This is a genomic window from Winogradskyella ludwigii (genome assembly GCF_013403985.1).
Lineage (GTDB): Bacteria > Bacteroidota > Bacteroidia > Flavobacteriales > Flavobacteriaceae > Winogradskyella > Winogradskyella ludwigii.
Genome location: NZ_JABFDF010000004.1, coordinates 233,709 through 253,448, shown reverse-complemented (window position 1 = coordinate 253,448; position 19,740 = coordinate 233,709). Strand labels below are relative to the sequence as shown.

The 19,740-nt window shown below is 32.1% G+C and carries 15 protein-coding genes; 14 read left to right on the top strand and 1 reads right to left on the bottom strand.

What is annotated here, in order from left to right; translation table 11 throughout:
- Nucleotides 1-253 precede the first annotated feature (253 nt).
- The 12 genes from HM981_RS11610 to HM981_RS11555 all read left to right on the top strand — a co-directional run bounded on the left by HM981_RS11610 (nt 254) and on the right by HM981_RS11555 (nt 15,073).
- A complete protein-coding gene (locus HM981_RS11610) occupies nt 254-1,054 on the top strand; it encodes a prolipoprotein diacylglyceryl transferase (RefSeq protein WP_179338971.1) in 801 nt (266 codons plus the stop codon).
- 4 nt (nt 1,055-1,058) lie between these two features.
- Entirely contained in the window at nt 1,059-1,748 is a 690-nt protein-coding gene (locus HM981_RS11605; protein WP_179338970.1) for a putative metal-binding motif-containing protein, read from the top strand.
- Nucleotides 1,749-1,872: 124 nt separating this feature from the next.
- Nucleotides 1,873-2,313 carry a hypothetical protein gene (locus tag HM981_RS11600; protein WP_179338969.1) on the top strand — a complete coding sequence of 147 codons (441 nt, stop codon included), beginning with the start codon at nt 1,873-1,875 and terminating at the stop codon, nt 2,311-2,313.
- Nucleotides 2,314-2,324: 11 nt separating this feature from the next.
- Nucleotides 2,325-2,990: a hypothetical protein gene (locus HM981_RS11595; protein WP_179338968.1), complete on the top strand. Its 666-nt coding sequence runs from the start codon at nt 2,325-2,327 to the stop codon at nt 2,988-2,990.
- 9 nt (nt 2,991-2,999) lie between these two features.
- Nucleotides 3,000-3,545, top strand: coding sequence for a hypothetical protein (locus HM981_RS11590; RefSeq protein WP_179338967.1), 546 nt, complete (start codon nt 3,000-3,002; stop codon nt 3,543-3,545).
- Between the two features lie 107 nt (nt 3,546-3,652).
- Nucleotides 3,653-4,693: an LVIVD repeat-containing protein gene (locus HM981_RS11585; RefSeq protein WP_179338966.1), complete on the top strand. Its 1,041-nt coding sequence runs from the start codon at nt 3,653-3,655 to the stop codon at nt 4,691-4,693.
- Nucleotides 4,694-4,720: 27 nt separating this feature from the next.
- Nucleotides 4,721-5,317, top strand: a complete 597-nt coding sequence (locus tag HM981_RS11580) for a hypothetical protein (RefSeq protein WP_179338965.1) — start codon at nt 4,721-4,723, stop codon at nt 5,315-5,317.
- A 243-nt stretch (nt 5,318-5,560) separates the two neighbouring features.
- A complete protein-coding gene (locus HM981_RS11575) occupies nt 5,561-7,267 on the top strand; it encodes a T9SS type A sorting domain-containing protein (RefSeq protein ID WP_179338964.1) in 1,707 nt (568 codons plus the stop codon).
- Between the two features lie 55 nt (nt 7,268-7,322).
- Nucleotides 7,323-10,184, top strand: coding sequence for a sensor histidine kinase (locus HM981_RS11570; RefSeq protein ID WP_179338963.1), 2,862 nt, complete (start codon nt 7,323-7,325; stop codon nt 10,182-10,184).
- Nucleotides 10,181-10,924, top strand: coding sequence for a LytR/AlgR family response regulator transcription factor (locus tag HM981_RS11565; RefSeq protein ID WP_179338962.1), 744 nt, complete (start codon nt 10,181-10,183; stop codon nt 10,922-10,924). Before HM981_RS11570 ends, HM981_RS11565 begins: the two co-directional genes overlap by 4 nt.
- 101 nt (nt 10,925-11,025) lie before the next feature.
- A complete protein-coding gene (locus HM981_RS11560; RefSeq protein WP_179338961.1) occupies nt 11,026-12,597 on the top strand; it encodes a hypothetical protein in 1,572 nt (523 codons plus the stop codon).
- A gap of 145 nt (nt 12,598-12,742) precedes the next feature.
- Nucleotides 12,743-15,073, top strand: a complete 2,331-nt coding sequence (locus HM981_RS11555; protein ID WP_179338960.1) for an ATP-dependent helicase — start codon at nt 12,743-12,745, stop codon at nt 15,071-15,073.
- A gap of 3 nt (nt 15,074-15,076) precedes the next feature.
- On the opposite strand, the gene HM981_RS11550 is transcribed toward HM981_RS11555, so the two are convergent.
- Nucleotides 15,077-15,940, bottom strand: coding sequence for an alpha/beta hydrolase (locus HM981_RS11550; RefSeq protein ID WP_179338959.1), 864 nt, complete (start codon nt 15,938-15,940; stop codon nt 15,077-15,079).
- Nucleotides 15,941-15,989: 49 nt separating this feature from the next.
- On the opposite strand from HM981_RS11550, the gene HM981_RS11545 reads away from it, so the two are divergent.
- Both HM981_RS11545 and HM981_RS11540 read left to right on the top strand, forming a co-directional pair.
- Entirely contained in the window at nt 15,990-16,610 is a 621-nt protein-coding gene (locus tag HM981_RS11545) for an L-threonylcarbamoyladenylate synthase (protein ID WP_179338958.1), read from the top strand.
- Nucleotides 16,611-16,826: 216 nt separating this feature from the next.
- Entirely contained in the window at nt 16,827-19,718 is a 2,892-nt protein-coding gene (locus tag HM981_RS11540) for a T9SS type A sorting domain-containing protein (protein WP_179338957.1), read from the top strand.
- The last annotated feature ends 22 nt before the right edge of the window (nt 19,719-19,740 follow it).

Sequence of the window (19,740 nt, the reverse complement as noted above, 5' to 3'; positions counted from 1 at the left end):
TAATTGAATGAAAGAACCTTCATAAGTAATCGTGAGTTGTAGTCTATTTCGTATAGTATAAATTGCAAGTGCTATTGATTCTTATTTTAGATAAGATCATTTTCGACACCTTAGATTTTATAATCTAAATTAATATGAGTGTGGTGCTTTTTTTTGTGTTACTAATTATAAGTTATGTCTGCATTTCTAAAATAAATACCACGCCATATTTAGGTGTTGAGATCAAGGAACTATCTCAGCAATACTATCGTAGATGTATCCAGAACTATTCAAATTCTCTTTACCTGATTTTTTGGCAATCTTGCTAAATATAGAGCAAGTTACGGTCTATACGTACGCCTTTTTAATAGCGTTAGGTACTCTAATCGCTGCGCTATTTACCAAATGGAGTGCAAAAAGAGAATTAGGTGTAAGCAATTTACCTAATACTTTTTTCTATATGATTTTCATAGCAGGTTTTGTAGGAGGAAAGCTATTTTATTATTTACAAGATCCATTATTTTACTATGAAAATCCGAATTTATTATTAGATAGCTTCTCTGGTGGTTTTGTGTTTTATGGGTCACTTTTAGTTATTATTCCTTACACTATTTGGTTTTTAAAAAAGCACAGCATACCTGTTTTACCAATGCTAGATATTCTTGCTATTACAACAACAATTATACATGCTATAGGACGATTTGGTTGTTTTACTGCAGGATGTTGCTATGGTTCTCCAACAGAAAATACTTTGGGAGTTGTATTTCCTACAACACATAACATCGCTGTTCACCCAACACAATTATATGAGGTAACCATGTTGCTTGTCATTATGCTAATCCTGTTTAAAATTAAAAAACACCAACAATTTAAAGGGCAGTTATTTATAACCTATTTAATCCTTTATGCATTTGGTAGAGGGAGTTTAGAGTTTTTTAGAGGTGACGATAGAGGTTTTGTGGTAGAAAACATACTCTCGCATTCGCAATTTATAGCGCTTTGTATTATTGCTATTGCAACCTATTTATATTATAAGTTTTTTAATCAAATCAATTTAAAAATAACCAATTCTTAAGATTATGAAAAAGCATTTTTTAAAAACAATGGTACCAGCATTATTGTTAGTAATAGCTGTATTTATTATAGGTTCCGCTTGTACAGGTCAGGAAGAAGAGTATTCATATAATTGGTATCCAGATTTAGATCAGGATGGTTTTGGAGATAATTCTGCAAGTCCAACAGTTCAGAGTGATCAGCCTTTAAATTACACGAGAGAAAATAACACCGATTGTGATGATACTAATCCAGATATAAATCCTAATGCTATAGACATACCAAACAATACTGTTGATGAAAATTGTAATGGATTAGTTGCTATAACGTTTTATAAAGACTCAGATAATGACGGTTTTGGTGATCCAGAATCGGGTTCTATTTTCGAAATAGAGTTAGGCGACGTTGCACCAGATGAAATGGTTTATAATAACGCAGATTGTGATGATACTAATGATATGATTAACCCTTTAGCAGATGAAATTGTAGGCAATGATATAGACGATAACTGTAATGGCGAGATTGATATTGATGATATCAGATATATTGACGCAGATGGAGATGGCTATGGCTCAAGTGAACAATCTCCTGCAGATGGTGTATTTAATAGTTTAGACTGTGATGATACTAATCCTCTTATTCATCCTTATGCTAAGGAAAATAAAGAGAATGGAATTGATGATGATTGTGACGGTATTGTTGATGAAATCATTTAGAATATAAAAGAATTCAAAAAAAACAAGAATTAGAGGGTAACAATTTATCGATTGACTTGATATAACCTCGAACGTCAGTTTTCAAAGCGTTAACTGAATTATAAAAAAACAAAATACAATAATTATGAAATCAATTTTAAAATCAATTTTATTACTAGCCATTACACTTACTTTATTTAACTGTGATAATGATGATGGCAATGCACCAAACATAAGTGTTTGTAGTTATGAAGGACTTATAGCAGAAATACAGGGAACGCTAACTTTAATACCAGCATCGGACTTGGTTACGGATTATTTTCCAAATAATTATGGACCAGGTGTTGGAGCGTATGAAGTGAATCAAATTAGCAATATGGGCGGTACGTTCGTTGTAACAAGAGCTGTTACAAATGGTGCTGTAGATTCAAATCCAGAAATTAGAATCAATGATACAAATTATTCTGGTGTGGTAACTTGTCAAAGAGCAGGAAGTGCTGTAGGGGATGAGATTCGATTAGATATTGTACTAGCCTCAGGTGAAGAGGTAGAATTATGTGTTGTAATTGATTATGTAGCCCCTTAAAAAAGTAGATTATGAAATTAGGAATAAACACCTTATTAATACTAGTTGTTGCTCTTTCTTTTTCTAACTGCGATAATAACGATGATACGACGTCAGCAGCTTCAACAGATGGATTTACAATAAATTCAACGTTTCACGAAACCGTTAATGCTTACGTCACTATAGATCAACTAGACAGCAATGCAGATGGTAATCCTGATCATTACAACTTTATGTTTACTGATGGCAGAATCACAGATTCTTTTGGAGATGTAGGTCTCGGTTATGCCTATGCCTATTCGGTTAATACCACTTCAGAATTGGCTTTAATAAAAATATCGGTAGATGATAATCCAAGTTTAGGTTCGGGTTTAATTTCGACAGGTAATACGTATATCGGCTCTAGTTTAAGTACAGGTGTACCTAATTACTCAGCAGATTCTTTAATAGCTTATGATGGAGTGGTTTCCTCTTCTTTCGGAACAGAAAATGGAATCGATTATGGTCATCTTCCAGAAACAAGTGGAGTTTGGTATACTGTAGGAACTATAGGACCGACAATGATCATAAATGCAATAAACATTGATACGAGTGTGCCAGCGAATAGCACAATCGATGTAGACTATACGTTTTTAGCTTCAGATGGAACTTCTATCACTGGGCATTACGAAGGCACTTTAGGAATAATATTAGATTAAAACAAAACGATGAAATCATTTATTAAATCAATGCTTTTAATGGCATTAGCACTCTTGAGTTTTAGCTGTAGTAGTGACGACGATACAATTACACCAACCTTAAATACGAGTGAGTATTTTAAATATTCAATAAATAATGGTCCTGACCGTATTTTTGATGCTTACGCTAGAGGACGGTATGAGCCAAATCCCAATTCTACGTTTGAGAAATTTTATTTTAGAGCAGGTGCGGCAACGGCAGATGGTTCGACTGTTATAGTTGATGCCGATTTTACGTTTCAAGATTTCACGTCATTCACTAATACGACTAATTTTAATTGGGGAATATCGGATGGTCTAACGGCTAATTTTTATTTCACAGAATTAACTCCTGGTCATACGTTTTTGTCTAGTTGGACGGTCATGCCAAGTAATCCTATTGTGTGCACAATTACCGTACATCCAGTGAATGTAGGCGACTATATAGAATTTACTTTTCAAGGTGATTTTTTACTTGCGACGGATAACTCTATTCAAGGATCAATAGTAGGAGAGGGTAGAGTGTTAAGAGAATAAGTGATTCAAATAAATAATAAAAATTATGAAACGCGCATGTTAAAATTATTATCAACAAAGATCTGATTAATAACGAACAGCATGTGACCTTCGAAAAAAATAAACACATGAAAACAAATATAAAAACGATAGTATCAACATTAGTCGTGTTATTGGCTTTTAGTTGTAGTGATAATAGCTCTTCAAGCGGTTCTGGAAGCACAATAAATGCGGAGTATGCCTATATCACAGATGGTACAGATTTAAAAATTATTGATATAACTGTACCAACCGCACCAACTTTAGTAAACAGTATTGCGGTAAATACCTCTTACTTTGTAAGTGTATCTCCGGATGTGGCATATGTTGCTCAATATGACGCGACCGAACCTTATTTAAGTATTGTGGATATTAGTAATGTAGCGACACCAAGTATTCAGGCAGAGATTCAAAAAAATAATACACTTGCTTTTAGTTTATTAAGTGATATGTATACGGTTAATAATGTGGCTTATTTAACAGATGTTTATAGAGGTTTACATGTTGTAGATATTGCAAGTTTTAACTTTACTAGTCAATTAAATTCTGGTGGAGATGCTATGAGTCTTACAAAAATTCAAAATGAATTATTTGTCATAGATCAAGCTAATGGTTTACATTCTTACAATGTTACAGCACCAGGAACTCCTGCGGCAACAGGAACAACAAATACCACAGATATTGATACGGCTTCTTATGGCGATGCCCCTTTTGGTCAATATCATTCTTGGGTTGAAACCGATGGAACTTACCTTTTCGTTGCTAATACAATAGATAAGAAAATAAAACAATTTGATGCTGCAACACTTACGTTAGTTAACGAAGTTAATATAGAAGGATATCCTACAGCTTTCTCAATTCATAATGGTAATGCTTATGTAACCATGAAAGCCAGTGCAAATGCACCATTGCAAAATAGTTCTGATAGTGTTAGAATGTATGATTTGGCTACACTTTCCTTACAGGATATGAAAATACTATCGAGATCAAGTGGTGTAGCATTAAATGGCAATTACGCTTATGTAACAGATGCCAATGGACTTCATATTTATGATATCAGCGGTAATGATTTTGTATTAGAATCTTCTTTAGGAACTGGTTTCGGAAATTTTATAGCACTTGGACAATAACTAATTTAACCTAAATAAATAATTATTATGAAAATAATTATAAAAGCGTTTTTAATCCTATTAACAATTACAATGTTTAGTTGTAATAGTGATGATGATCAAAACACAACACTTAATGGTTGTGATGAGAGTTATGTGTCTACAGAAATGACACATACGTTTTCTACAGCAAATGGTTATACAAATCTAACAGAGGCAAAACCATTAGAGGTTCACCATTATGCTATGCGAATACTCGAAGACGGAGTAATATGTAGTATTGGGTACCAAAACCCAACAAATTACACTGGTACTTATACTATTAAAATAACAAATAATAACAATGGTTTTATTTATGAAGATGTTTTGTCTTTTTCTCAAACAGAATTGGAATATCATACGATTTCTCAAGTTTTAAATGTTGAGGCAGGCGATTTCATTAGTGTCTGGAGGACAATAACCCCAGGATACACAGATATAAATCAAGCTAATGGGACTATCATTAATAAAATGGATAATTCCGCCTTTACATTCCCAATAACAGGTGTTAATGTAAAGTTTTTAAGCTCAAGTTTTGAAGGAGGTGGATCGGCAGAGTATGATACAGCCATTCCGCATATAGCTTTAGGTTTTAATGCTGATTAGAAATTGAAATATATCAATATTCATGTATGTAATACATTTTTAAAGTAACATGAAGCTTTAAGATAAAGATATTATAAGAGTAGAGCTGTTCTGTCTGGGATTCCAGTTTTCAGAAGCAATACAATTATAAAATAACATTAAAAAAGAATAGAGTTATGAATCTAGCATGTTATTACTATTAAGTACTCACTAGTCATTAATAGTAATAACATCTGATTGTAATAAATTAAAAAATATACACCTATGAAAACAAAAATACTATTATTGGCTTTTTTTAGTCTAGCCATATCAGCATATTCGCAAAATACTTATGTACCAGACGATAATTTTGAAAATTATCTCGAAACACACAATACTAGTGGTAACGTTGTTGCAGTTGGTGACCCAACGAGTTTGGGAAATGGAATTGCTAATGACGACTATGTAACTACGGCAAAAATCAATACAATAGGTTATTTGGATGTTAGCAATCAAGGGATTTCAGATTTAACAGGTATTGAGGGCTTTACAGCCTTACAATCACTTTATTGTGGGTACAATCAATTAACAGACTTAAATGTGACACAAAATTCCGCTTTATCAGTATTAAAATGCTATCATAATCAATTAACCAGTTTAAATGTGAGTTTTAATTATTATTTGGAAACTTTAGAATGTAATGATAATGAGATAGTTACTTTAGATTTTTCTCAGAATTATCCTTTGTCATATGTATCTTGCTACAATAATCAAATAATAGGTCTCGATTTTTCACAAAATATAGCTTTATATACATTATTAGCTTATAATAATCAATTATACAGTTTAATCATGAAGAATGTAAACAATGTAGCTATTTCAAATTTTAATGTGCTAAACAATCCATACTTAACGTGTATTGAAGTAGATGATGAAGATTGGAGTACTGCTAATTGGCTAAATGTTGATGCTACAGCTGTTTATAGTGAAGATTGTGCTCATGTCGGGTTAACCTACGTTCCAGATGATAATTTTGAGAATTACTTAGAAACGCATGATGCTGCTGGTACTATTGTATCTGTTGGAGATTCTAACAGTATGGGTAATGGTGTAGCAGGAGATGATTATGTGACTACAGCTTCTATAGATTCCGTAATTAACTTAAGTGTAACGTCGCAAGCTATTTTAGATATAACAGGAATTGAAGATTTTGAAGCTTTAGAAAACCTACACAGTATTAATAACCAGTTAACTAGTGTTGATTTAACTCAAAATATTTTATTAAAAAAATTATATTTAAATAATAATCAATTGGCGAATTTAGATGTGTCTCAAAACATCCTTTTAGAATATTTAGATATAAGTTCTAATGAGATAAGTACTATAGATGTGACTCAAAATATAGATCTTGACCATTTTTATATAACTAATAACCCAATAGCAACTATAGATGTGTCACAGAGTATAGCGTTAGAATATTTTCATTGTAATAGTACTGAGTTAACGAGTTTAGATTTAACTCAAAATATAGTTTTATTTAGACTTTATTGTCAAAATAATGCTCTGACTAGTTTAAATGTGAAAAACGGGAACAATAGTAATTTGAATGGACAATTTTTTAATTCATCTAACAATCCATACCTGACCTGTATAGAAGTAGATGATGCCGTGTACTCTGCAACAAACTGGACAAACAAAGATAATGCATCAACGTTTGTAAATAACCAAACAGAATGTGCAGCATTAAGTACTTCAGAGTTTACGCAGATCGATTTTAATGTCTATCCTAATCCTGTAAAGCATGAACTAACGGTTTCAATAACTAATGAAGCTAGTTATCGTTTAATAACGGTAAGTGGACAGGTGGTTAAAAGTGGACAATTTAGGACTGGTGAAAACACTTTAAATGTATCTAGTTTCTCAAGTGGTTTATACTTTTTACAAGTAAAAACAGAAAAAGGGATTTCAACTAAAAAAATAATCAAAGATTAAATTTACACTTATATTTAGCCTTCATACCACTAAGAAATAAAGACAACTAATTTTATTGAAACAGAATAAACTCCATATCACAATCTATTTACTTCTGATATGGAGTTTTTCATTCGCACAACAATATACCAATTACGCTACAAAAGACGGTTTACCTAGTAATCACGTCTATACTATTATGCAAGATGCTAAAGGCTTTATGTGGTTTTTAACCGATAAAGGCATGGTCCGCTATAACGGTAAAACGTTTAAAGCTTTTACAACAAAGCAAGGCTTACCAAACAACGATGTATGGGATGCTTTCCCTACTCCAGATGGTAAAATTTGGTACATGTCCAAATCAACGCATTTAGGATATATAGAGAATGACAGTGTGTTATCGTTTCCTAATGAAAATGAAGAAGAAACGATAAACCCTATTTATTCTATACAGCTAAATAATGAGGTGTATCCTGCAGGACCCAAAAAGATTTATGCGTTAAAAGATAAAGTTTGGAGAAGTTTTAAAAATACTGAAGAGAACAGAATACGAGAGGATTACACCACTATTTTTAACGATAAAGTTGCGTATTTAGGTGTTAATTTGGAAGATGAAAGCCTAAATATTTATGATAAACAAAATCATATTTTAAGTAAAAGTTCTACTAAAGGGATGATCAATCAAAATAGTTCTAGAGGTCAGATCAGTGATAGCTTGTATTTTTGGGTTTCAGAAAAATCTTACAGTATTTTAAATCTAAAATCATTTGATTTAAATAGTTTTAATTATAGCGATGAGATTGGTATTGAAACGATAAAATACCCTAGAATTAATTTGGTCGGAAATTCAATTCAAATTTCAGGAGATCAATTTGTTGGTACATTTAATAAAGACTTTCATATTGAAAATCCTTTCTTCTTTTCGCCAGAGTTTAATGCACATTTTGGTTTTATTGATCAACAGAATACCATATGGTTAGCTACGTTTACTAATGGAGTATATAAACTACCTTATATAAAGCAAAACATCGTTTACCACTTTAATAATGAAAAGATTCAAAACTTAAGTCTTGTAAATAATGAATTGTTTGCAAGTGTTTATAATAAGGGGTTCTTCAAGTACAACGAGACAGATAAAACCTTTGATTCTTATATCGCTTCTCATGATTACAATTCTGGTGCAGTTTATATTGATAGTCTTAAGTGTACTTATTTCTTAAAACAGTCTGGTATTATTTCTGAAGGAGGCGGAAAACGAGAGGTCATAAACTTTAATGGCAATGCAAAACCATCACCTCAGATTAACTCTTATGTAAAGAAACTCACCTTGTTTAAGTACAATTTATATGGTATTTATTCTTTCGGAATTTTTAAGTTAGATGCTAAAACATTTAATATAGAGAAGGATATCATCTTAAAAGGGTCTAATGATTTCTTAGTTTTTAATTCCCGATTAATCATTGCCACTAATAATGGTTTAAAAGAATTAGAAAATGATTCCATAAAAAAAATAGAGTTCGACAATGGAATTTTTAATAAGCCAATACTCAGTATTAAAGCCTTATCGGAATCAGATATTTTAATTAATACAGATGGTTTTGGAAGTTATATTTCAGATTTAGATACCATTAAACCTTTAGAGAATTCTGAGTTTTTAATTGTTCAAGATGCTTTTATACAAGAAAAAGCTATTTGGTTGGCAACCAATTCTGGTGTGTTGCATTATACCAAAATCAACAAGGAATATAAGTTAATTAGAGCGTATACTATTAATGATGGATTACCAAATAATAACATTAATACCATTTATGTAAATAATAAAGACATAATTGTTGGTACTAATAACGGGTTGGCAATTGTTCCTATTAATCAGCCTGTAGAAGATCAATTAATAGATGTGTTTATTAGTAGTGCAACCTATAATAAGCAACTGTTTACAGAGGATAATATGATGTTTGATTATGCTAAAAATAATGCGGTAAATTTTAAATTTGAAAGTGTTGATTATTCTGAAAGCGATACTAAAAATGAAGACTATGGCTACAAATTAAAGCCTTTGCAAACCCATTGGATAAATACGACAAATAGCACGGTGAATTTTAATAATCTCCAGCCAGGAAATTATGTCTTTGAAGTTTATAATAAATCCATTTCAAAAAAAATTAGTTTTAAAATAAAAGCACTGTGGTGGCAAACATTTTGGTTTAAAATGATAATCATATTGTTAGGTGTCTTCGTTGTAGCGTTAGTGTCTATAATGTTTGTTAGGCGTTCTCAGTTTCTTAAAAATCAAAAAATGTTTGAAGACAAACGCTTAATAGAATTACAATTAAAAGCGTTGCGTTCTCAAATGAATCCACATTTTGTATTTAATTCCTTAGCTGCTATTCAATATTATATTAATGAAAATGATTTTGAAGCTTCAGAAAAGTATTTGGTAAAATTCTCTAAGCTAATTAGGCAATTTTTTGAGCTTTCAAAAGAAACCGAAATTTCATTAGCAGCAGAAATTCATTTACTTCAAAGTTATTTAGAAATTGAAAAGTTACGGTTCAAGGAAAAACTAGCTTTTACAATACATGTAGATCCAGACTTGTACACCAATAGTACAAAAGTACCAACTATGATATTGCAACCTATTATTGAAAATGCAATAAATCATGGTATCTTTAATAAAGAAGACAATGGAAACGTCACTGTGAATTTTAAAAAAGGAGATAACCAAACCGTTATTGTAGAGATTATAGATGATGGAGTAGGCTTTGTAAATACCATAAAACGAGATACTGAGAGTATAAAGTCTTCAAGTGTGTTAAATGATAGACTTCGGTATTTAAATAATTCTAAACGATGGTATATCACATATGCTAGAGAAGAATTGTATCCTGATAAATATGAAAAAGGAAATAAATCAATTTTTGTAATTCAAGAGTTATGAGTAGTCAAATAACAGCAGTCATCATAGACGATGAAATATCAAACATAAAAGGCTTACAGAAAAAAGTTGAAAAACTATTTCCTAGTATAAACATCATAGGTGCTTACCAAAAACCCGAATTGGCAATTTCTGCAATAAAAGAATTAAAGCCACAGCTTATTTTCTTAGATATACAAATGCCTAGAATCAATGGTTTTGAGCTTTTAGAAGCCCTAGAGCTTATTGATTTTCAAGTCATCTTTGTTACAGCATATAGTGAGTACGCTTTGCAAGCTTTTAAGCAAAATGCTATTGATTATATTTTAAAACCAATAGATAATACGGAGCTAACGTTGGCTGTAGAAAAAGCAATTGGTGCCATAGAATCTCAAGATAAATTAAAGCTAAACTCAAAGCTATTAAAATTAATTTCTTCTACTAAAACGGATAACAATAAACTAATTGTACCAACAGTTAAAGGCTTATCATTTATACCTCAAGACGAAGTTTTACATATTGAAGGTTATGAAGGTTATACCAAAATTCATTTAGAAGATGATTCTACTTTAATGAGTTCTTATAATTTAGGGAAGTTTGAAAAAGTAGTATCCTCTAACTTTTTTAAGTGTCATAAATCGCATATTGTAAATATTAATAAGGTGAGGCATTTTGAAAATGAAGGATATTTAGTTTTAGAAAACAAACAACGTGTTCCAATTTCTAGAGCCAATAGAAAAGCCTTTTTAGAGATATTCAGTTAAGTAGACTTACTTTTTTTTTGAGTTAATATAAAATTGTTACTAGTTAATAGTTTTAAAAGCATTTTGGTAGATTCATCCATAATATTTCAGGACTGAATAACATGACAAAACCAAAATATAAAAAAGCCATCATTGTAATTGCTATTATTGTAATCGTTACTGTGCTACTCTCATTCTTAGCAAATAGTTTTATTGAACAAAAAATAGGTGAGGAGCTTCAAAATGTTTCCGAATCCACGAAAATCGAGTATACATCTATTAATGCTAATATATGGACAGGTAATGTTGAGGTGGAATCGCCAACAATCCTTATCTCAGGAGAAACAACCAACAAAACCATTTTAGACACAAAACTTAAATCTATAGAAATCAATGATGTTGACTATTGGGATTTGCTTTTTAATGATAAAATAACAATTGAATCCCTTGTAATCGATGAGTTAGTAGCAAAATATAAACATAACTCAGTTGTGAAGAATGAGGATTACCAAAGCAGCTTTCTAGATAAAATCAAACAAATTATTCATGCCGAAAAAATCACGATTAACAAGGCAGATATTTTAATAACAGATTATGATAACGATTCTTTAATTTTAAGTATTCCTAACTTTAATTTCGAAGTATTAGATCTTAAAATAAATCCAGAAGTATCAAAAGTAAAAGATAAAATAACCTATAAAGATTTTGAATTAAATACAAAAAACCTAAAGTGGGCAACCAATACTTACGACGATATTCTAATTAACGAAATTCAACTTACCAATAACAATGCAACAATTAAAGATTTCAAATTACAGACCAAGTATTCAAAATCGGAGTATGCTTCCATTTTAACAAAAGAACGCGATCATTTTAACGTGTCAATTGCAGAGCTGAGGTTAGATAATTTGAATTTTGGTTTTGCTTCCAATGATAAGTTTTATTTCAAATCTAAAAAAGTTTATGTTAATGCGCCTAAAGCAAAAATCTATAGAGATAAGTTAGTGGCAGACGACTTTAGTTATAAACCATTATACGGAACTATGCTGAGAGAATTAGGTATTGATTTAGGTATAAAAATAGTAGAAATATCTCAAGGTGAAATTTCATATTTAGAGAAAGTTAATGCCGATGAAAATGCAGGACAACTCGATTTTAGTAACATGAATGCAACAATTACCAATTTGGGTAATACCTTCGGTGATAAGGACACAACTATAAAGGTGAATACAACCTTTATGGAAAACTCACCATTAGAAGTGAATTGGAATTTTAAAGTAGCAGATACTTCAGATCAATTTATGTTTAAAGCCGATTTAGGATTTTTAAATGCGACACAGATGGATCAATTTACAAAACCGAATCTTAACGTAGATTTAAATGGAGAATTAATACAAACCTATTTTACCATTAGTGGAAATGCTAATACTGCACGTATAGATTTAAAAATGAAATATGATGATTTTGAGGTTTCAATTTTAAAAAAGAATGGAAAAGAAGAAAATAAATTTCTATCAAGTATTGTCAACTTGTTTGTTTCAGAAGACAGTGAAGAGGATAGGAATAAATATCGTTATGGACAAGGAGAAGAATTAGAACGAAATACTACAAAATCTGTTTTTAATTTCGTTTGGTTAAATATAAAAGTTGGTTTACTATCTGCAATGTCTGGAGATGGAAAAAAGAACAGATGATTTAAAATGAGAACGCTAGTCTATTTCTATTGAGATGAGTATACCGTTCAGAACCAAAAACTTCAATAATTTTTATAATTTATACGTTTTCCATGCGGTAAACTATAAGACTATCCGTAATTTTGTAGCTTCAAAAATCTTTAATTTGGAAAAGTATCTTAGTCAGCTTAATGACGCGCAATTAGAACCTACAATACAGATCAATGGACCAATGATTATCATCGCTGGTGCTGGTTCTGGTAAAACGCGTGTGCTTACTTATCGTATTGCTTATTTAATGAGTAAAGGTATAGATTCCTTTAATATTTTGGCTTTGACCTTTACCAATAAGGCTGCCAAAGAAATGAAAGGTAGAATTGCTGATATTGTTGGAGATGGTGAAGCCAAAAATTTGTGGATGGGAACATTTCACTCTGTTTTTGCTAAAATTCTTCGTTTTGAAGGGCATCACTTAGGTTATCCAAGTAATTTTACGATTTACGACACCCAAGATTCACAAAAATTAATGGGTGCCATTATTAAAGAAATGGGACTTGATAAAGATCTTTATAAGACCAAACAGGTTTATAGCCGTATTTCATCTTATAAAAACAGTCTAGTAACTGTAAAGGCATATTTTAAAAATCCTGAGCTAATGGAAGCTGATGCTATGGCAAGGCGACCAAAAATTGGAGAGATCTATAAAGAATATGTAGACCGCTGTTTTAAAGCAGGAGCAATGGATTTTGATGATTTATTATTGAGAACCAATGAGTTACTAACAAGATTTCCGAACGTTTTAGCACAATATCAAAATAAATTTCGTTATATTCTGGTCGATGAGTACCAAGATACCAATCATTCGCAATATTTGATTGTGAGAGCTTTGGCAGATCGTTTTCAGAATATATGTGTGGTAGGTGATGATGCGCAGAGTATTTATGCATTCCGTGGAGCAAATATTAATAACATCTTAAACTTTCAAAAAGATTATGATGGTGTTAAAATGTTCCGATTAGAACAAAATTACCGTTCTACAAAAAATATTGTTGGTGCAGCAAACTCAGTGATAGAGCATAACAAAACCAAATTAGATAAAATTGTTTGGACAGCTAATGATGTTGGCGAAAAAGTAATTGTACATCGTGCAATGACAGATGGTGATGAAGGGCGTTATGTAGCAAATACCATTTGGGACACAAAAATGAATCAACAGCTAGATAATAGTGATTTTGCTGTTTTGTATCGTACCAATGCACAATCTAGAGCTATTGAAGACGCTTTAAGAAAAAGAGATCTTCCATATCGTATTTATGGAGGTTTATCGTTTTACCAACGAAAAGAAATTAAGGATGTTACAGCATATTTGCGTATAATTCTTAATTCTGCAGATGAAGAAGCTTTGAAAAGAGTGATTAATTATCCTGCAAGAGGTATCGGCCAAACTACAATCGATAGGTTAGTAGTGGCAGCAAATGCAACTGGAAAAACCATTTTTGATGTTATTAAAGAAATAGATAGTATTTCAATAAACATTAACAACGGGACAAAAAATAAGCTTAGAGACTTTGTAACGCTTATTGAAAGTTATAAAGTGATGAATCAAACAGCAAATGCTTTTGATTTAGCAGAACATGTTACCAAAACTAGTGGCTTAGTAAGAGAGCTAGGTAAAGATGTAACACCTGATGGTGTTACTAAGGTAGATAATGTTCAGGAATTATTAAATGGTATTAAAGATTTTGTTGAAGGGCAAATGGAGCTCGCAGATGCTGGTGATTCCTTAGCAGAATTCTTAGAAGATATTGCTCTAGCTACAGATTTAGATGGAGACAAAGGAGACCCTGATCATGTGGCTTTAATGAGTATTCACATGGCAAAAGGTCTAGAGTTTGGCCATGTATTTATTGTTGGTATGGAAGAAGATTTGTTTCCAAGTGCCATGAGTATGAATACAAGAAGTGAACTAGAAGAAGAAAGACGTTTGTTTTATGTGGCAATAACCAGAGCAGAAAAACAAGCGTACTTAACATATACCTTATCACGTTACCGATGGGGAAAATTAATAGATGCAGAGCCAAGTCGTTTTATTGAAGAAATTGACGAGGAATTTGTAAACATCACAACACCGTTAAAAGAACGTTTTAACCCAATGTTAGATTCGTCTATATTTGGAGATATTGAACCCAATCGCGTAAGATTCGCAAAACCAAAGACAGCAAAAATGCCAAAGAAGACCACAAAAGCTAAACCTGAAAAGTTCGAAATTAGTGTGCCTAAAAAAATGAAACCAGTAAGTCAAGCAGAAAGTGAAACGGATTCATTTGAAACAAAATTGGTTGTTGGTAATAAGGTGAATCATCAGCGTTTTGGGAGAGGTGAAGTTATTTTGATTGAAGGATCTGGAGCAGATGCTAAAGCCGAAATCAAATTTCAGAAAGGAGACACTAAAAAATTATTATTACGTTTTGCAAAACTTCAAATTATGAGAAGCTAAATCTTAAAGATACGTTTCAATAAACACTTTCAACTTTACCGTAGTATCTAGTAAACTAAGTCCATCCCAACCATGACCTTCATTTGGGTATAAAGTGAATTCATGGATAACATTCAATTCTTCAAGTTTGTCTCTCATGTAAGTTCCTTGAGTTGTTGGGACCAAAGGGTCTTGACCTCCATAGAATAATATGGTTGGTGGAGCTGAGGTTGTTACGTTATAGTAAGGACTAATGGTTTCTAAATACGTTGATGTAGCATCTATTCCAAGCGTGTCTAAAAATTCTTGAAGTAATGGGCTGCTATTGTTTATATAAGCTGGATCTGTAAAGTTTGTTGGTCCAACAACACTACAAACCATTTTTACTTGGCTATCCGTATCAAAAGCATAACTCCATAATAATGATAAATGGGCACCAGCACTGGCTCCTACAAAACCAATAGTATTGGAAATAGTGTAGTAATTCTCATTAGTTTCTAAATGATTAATAACACTAGTTATATCGTTAATTTGCATAGGATAAGGTGGGTTGTTATTATCTGCCAATCGGTAATTGATGTTTACAACTGCATAATTAGGCATTTGATTATTTATAAAACTTACAAAAGCATCCATATCGGACTTGTCACCAGAAGTCCAGCCTCCTCCATGTACTAAAACAATTGTTTTTGTAGCAAAAGTTCTGTTTGCAGGTAAGTATAAATCAAAAACCTGATTACTGTCGCTACCATAAGAAATATTGAGTTCTTCGTAGGCTTCAAGCGGATTTAATATGTTAGAATCTTCATTTTCTGTACTATTAGAGGAACAAGAAACTAATGTTATTGTGGTAAGTAGCAAAAGGAATGCTAGTTTTAAGTTTTTCATATTAAAAAATAGAGTTACTTTGTATAAACGTATTTGAAAGATACATATTATGGCTGAATTTATTAAAATATATCCCGAAAACCCGAATCCTAAAGCGATTCAGAAAGTTATTAAAGTATTAAAAAAAGGTGGATTAGTTATTTATCCAACAGACACCGTTTATGGTTTAGGTTGCGATATTACTAATATTAAAGCCTTAGAGCGTATTGCTCAAATTAAAGGAGTGAAGCTTGAAAAATCTAATTTTTCATTCGTCTGTGAGGATTTAAGTAACCTCAGTGATTACGTAAAACAAATTGATACAACTACGTTTAAAATTTTGAAACGTGCGTTACCTGGTCCTTATACGTTTATTTTACCAGGTTCTAAAAACTTGCCAAACCCTTTCAAAAAACGAAAAACAGTAGGAATTAGAGTACCTGATAATTCTATAGCTTTAGCAATGGTAGCTGCTTTAGGAAATCCTATTGTTTCTACATCTATTAGAGATGACGACGATGTTTTGGAGTATACTACAGATCCAGAGTTGATATTAGAAAAATGGGATAATTTGGTCGATTTGGTAATTGATGGTGGTTATGGAGATAACGAAGCATCCACTATTATAGATTTGTCAGAAGAGGAGCCTATTGTAATAAGAGAAGGCAAAGGGAGTTTAGAGATTTTTTAGACTTTTCTCATATCAGTTTTTACACGCTTCAATAAAACCAACACAATAATCCGTATTATGCTTGTACCCTTTATATTAAAGGGGGAATAACTAGGTTTAAAAATTCATTTAGTTTTTATTTTTTCCGACACACAATTACACTTAATCGTATTTATGTGCTTTTTGTGGTATTTTTTTGTACTTTCACCGACGGATTAATTAATATAACTTAAAATTTTGAAAACAAAAGCAAAAATTTACACAGCCTTTTCTTTACTATTATCAACTTACGGTTTTTCTCAAACAGGACCAGGAGGAGTCACTACAGATAACGAAATATGGCTAAAGGCCGAAAATAGTACTTATACAGATGCAGGTACAACTTTAGGAGCTAATGATTCTGAGATACAGCAGTGGAATGATGCATCAGGAAACGGGAACAATGCCTTACAGGGTAATGGAAGTTATAAACCTAAATTAAAAACTGACGCCATAAATGGATATTCAACTGTAAATTTTGATGGTAATAATGATAGAATCTTAGCAACTGGTATAGGACAAAATGGTGAAGTAAGTTTGTTTATTGTTTTGCAAGCAACATCTTTTGATAGTAACACTAGAGGCATTATTCAAGCAGGACCATCTGGAACTGCATTTTCACAAGATATAGAGGATAAAACTATAGGGATGTGGGCTACAAATGGAAATATATGGGGAAGAGGAATAGAATCTGATGGAACTGTAAAGTCATTCAGTAAGACAGCAGGAACGAAGTTACTTGGTAATATCCCATATATTATTACGCAAGATTATAATGGTACAGATATAAATCAATATGTAAATGCGACACTTTCTCAAGCACTTGGTTATGATGGAACTTTAGGTAGCTTTAATGATTTTGGTATTGGTAGACAATCAACCACGAGTTTTAAAGGAGACATAGCTGAAGTTATTTTATACAAAAGATCACTTAATCTAGCAGAAACAACAATTGTTGAAAATTATTTATCAGCAAAATATGGTTCAGCTTTAGACGGTATTAAAGATTTTTATGTACAAGATAATACTGGTAATGGAGATTTTGATCACAATGTAGCGGGTATTGGTCAAGCATCAGATGGTTCTAATCATTCAGCTTCTAGAGGAACAGGAATTGTTAGTATCAATGCTGCTTCAGATTTAAATGATAGCGAGTATTTGTTTTGGGGAGAAGATACTAAAGACCCAGCATATGATTTTGCATTAAATTCAACCAATAATTCTCAAGAGTTAACGTCAAAGTGGCGTGTGAGTAAAACCGGAGATTTAGGTACAGTAACAGTAGAATTTGACATTACATCTATTAGTGCAGCTTTGGAAGGCTGTCAAGGCTTACAATTAGTAGTAGATAATAATGATACTTTTGCTACATCAACAGCTTATAACTTAACAATTTCAGGAAATATAGCAACAGCAACAGGTGTTTCTTTTGTTGACGGAGATTATTTTACATTAAGTTTCATTTCTAATATTGTTTGGGATGGTACGGATTACTTTAAAGGTTCAGTAGTTTCAGGTGCTCCAGCAGCTACAGATACTTGTTATGGGTTAATAATAAAATCAGGAACTGATGCAGTTCTTAGTGCAGATGCAGATGTAAAATCAGTATTGGTACAAGCAGGAGCAAGCTTAACTATTAATTCTGGAGTTACTTTATCAGTTTCCGAGGCAGTAAATTTAACATCTGAATCTAATAGTTATTCAAGTTTGATTTTAAATGGTGCTATTAATGGTACGGTAAATTACGAACGTTTTGTAAACACTCTTAGTGCAGGAACAGGAGGAAACGATTTAGTTTCACTCCCGTTAATGCCTTCTGGTTTAACATTTGATACCTTTATTACTAATGGAGAAAATGCTACTGAAATAGCAGATAATGGCACATATTACGCTTTTGCGCCTTATAATAATATTACGGCTTCAGCTTATGAGAATTTCCTTATGGGAGCAAGTGATGTGTTACTTAAGGCTAAAGGTTATAGAGTTGCTACAGATAATGGGGACCTTTTAACCTTCACAGGAACTCCTGATAATGGCACTGTAACTTTTCCTATTGTTAGTTCTGGTTCAGGAAATGAATGGAATCTTATTGGTAACCCATACCCAAGTTATGTAGATGCAGATCAATTTTTTAGTGTTGCGAATACAGCCTTATTAGATGCTTCTGCAGTAGCTGTTTATGCTTACAACAGCGGAAACTATACAGGAGCAGCTCCAACAACTCGTAATTTTACGGTTATTAATAAAGCTACTATCTCAGCGTTAACTGAAGAAAACTTTAATATAGCACCTGGTCAAGGCTTTTTTGTAGCCTCAAATGCTACAGGAGGAGTTGTTGAGTTTACACCTGCCATGCGTACATTAAGTGGAGATGATGATTATATTACTGGTAGAACATCTAATGACAGTGAAAACTTTAAGTTAAACTTAATAGGTTCTGAAACCTATTCTACAAGCATCTTCTTTAATACAAACGCTAGTTTAGGTTTAGATCCTGGATATGATGCAGCAGTATATGGTGAAGATTCAGAAAACTATCCTATATTTTCTCATTTAGTTGAAGAAAACACAGGGAGAGCAATGGCTCTTCAAGCAATTGACAATACAGATTTAACTGCTGTTTCTATTCCATTAGGTGTTAACGCTAACCAAGGTGAGGCGATTACATTTAGCGTAAACACGTCTAACTTATCGAGTACAACACTAGTTTATTTAGAAGATACTGTAGCTAATACATATACATTGTTAAACTCTGGAGATTATACTTTAACACCTAGTACTAACTTAAGTGGTACAGGTCGTTTTTACTTACAGATTTCAAATGCTACGTTATCTACAATAGACAACAGTTTTGATAAGTTAAATATTTATAGCAACCAAAATGAAAAGACTATTGTAATTGCTGGTCAGTTAGTAGAAACTACAACGGCTAAAATTTATGATATTCAAGGTCGTGTGGTAAACACTTCTGTATTACAAAATAATAGCGCTTCACAATCTATTGATGTGAGCGGATTAAGTTTAGGTGTTTATATTGTAGAATTAAACAATAGAACACAGCACAAAACTCAAAAAGTAATATTGAAATAGGCGCGGTCAACGTCAGGAATTA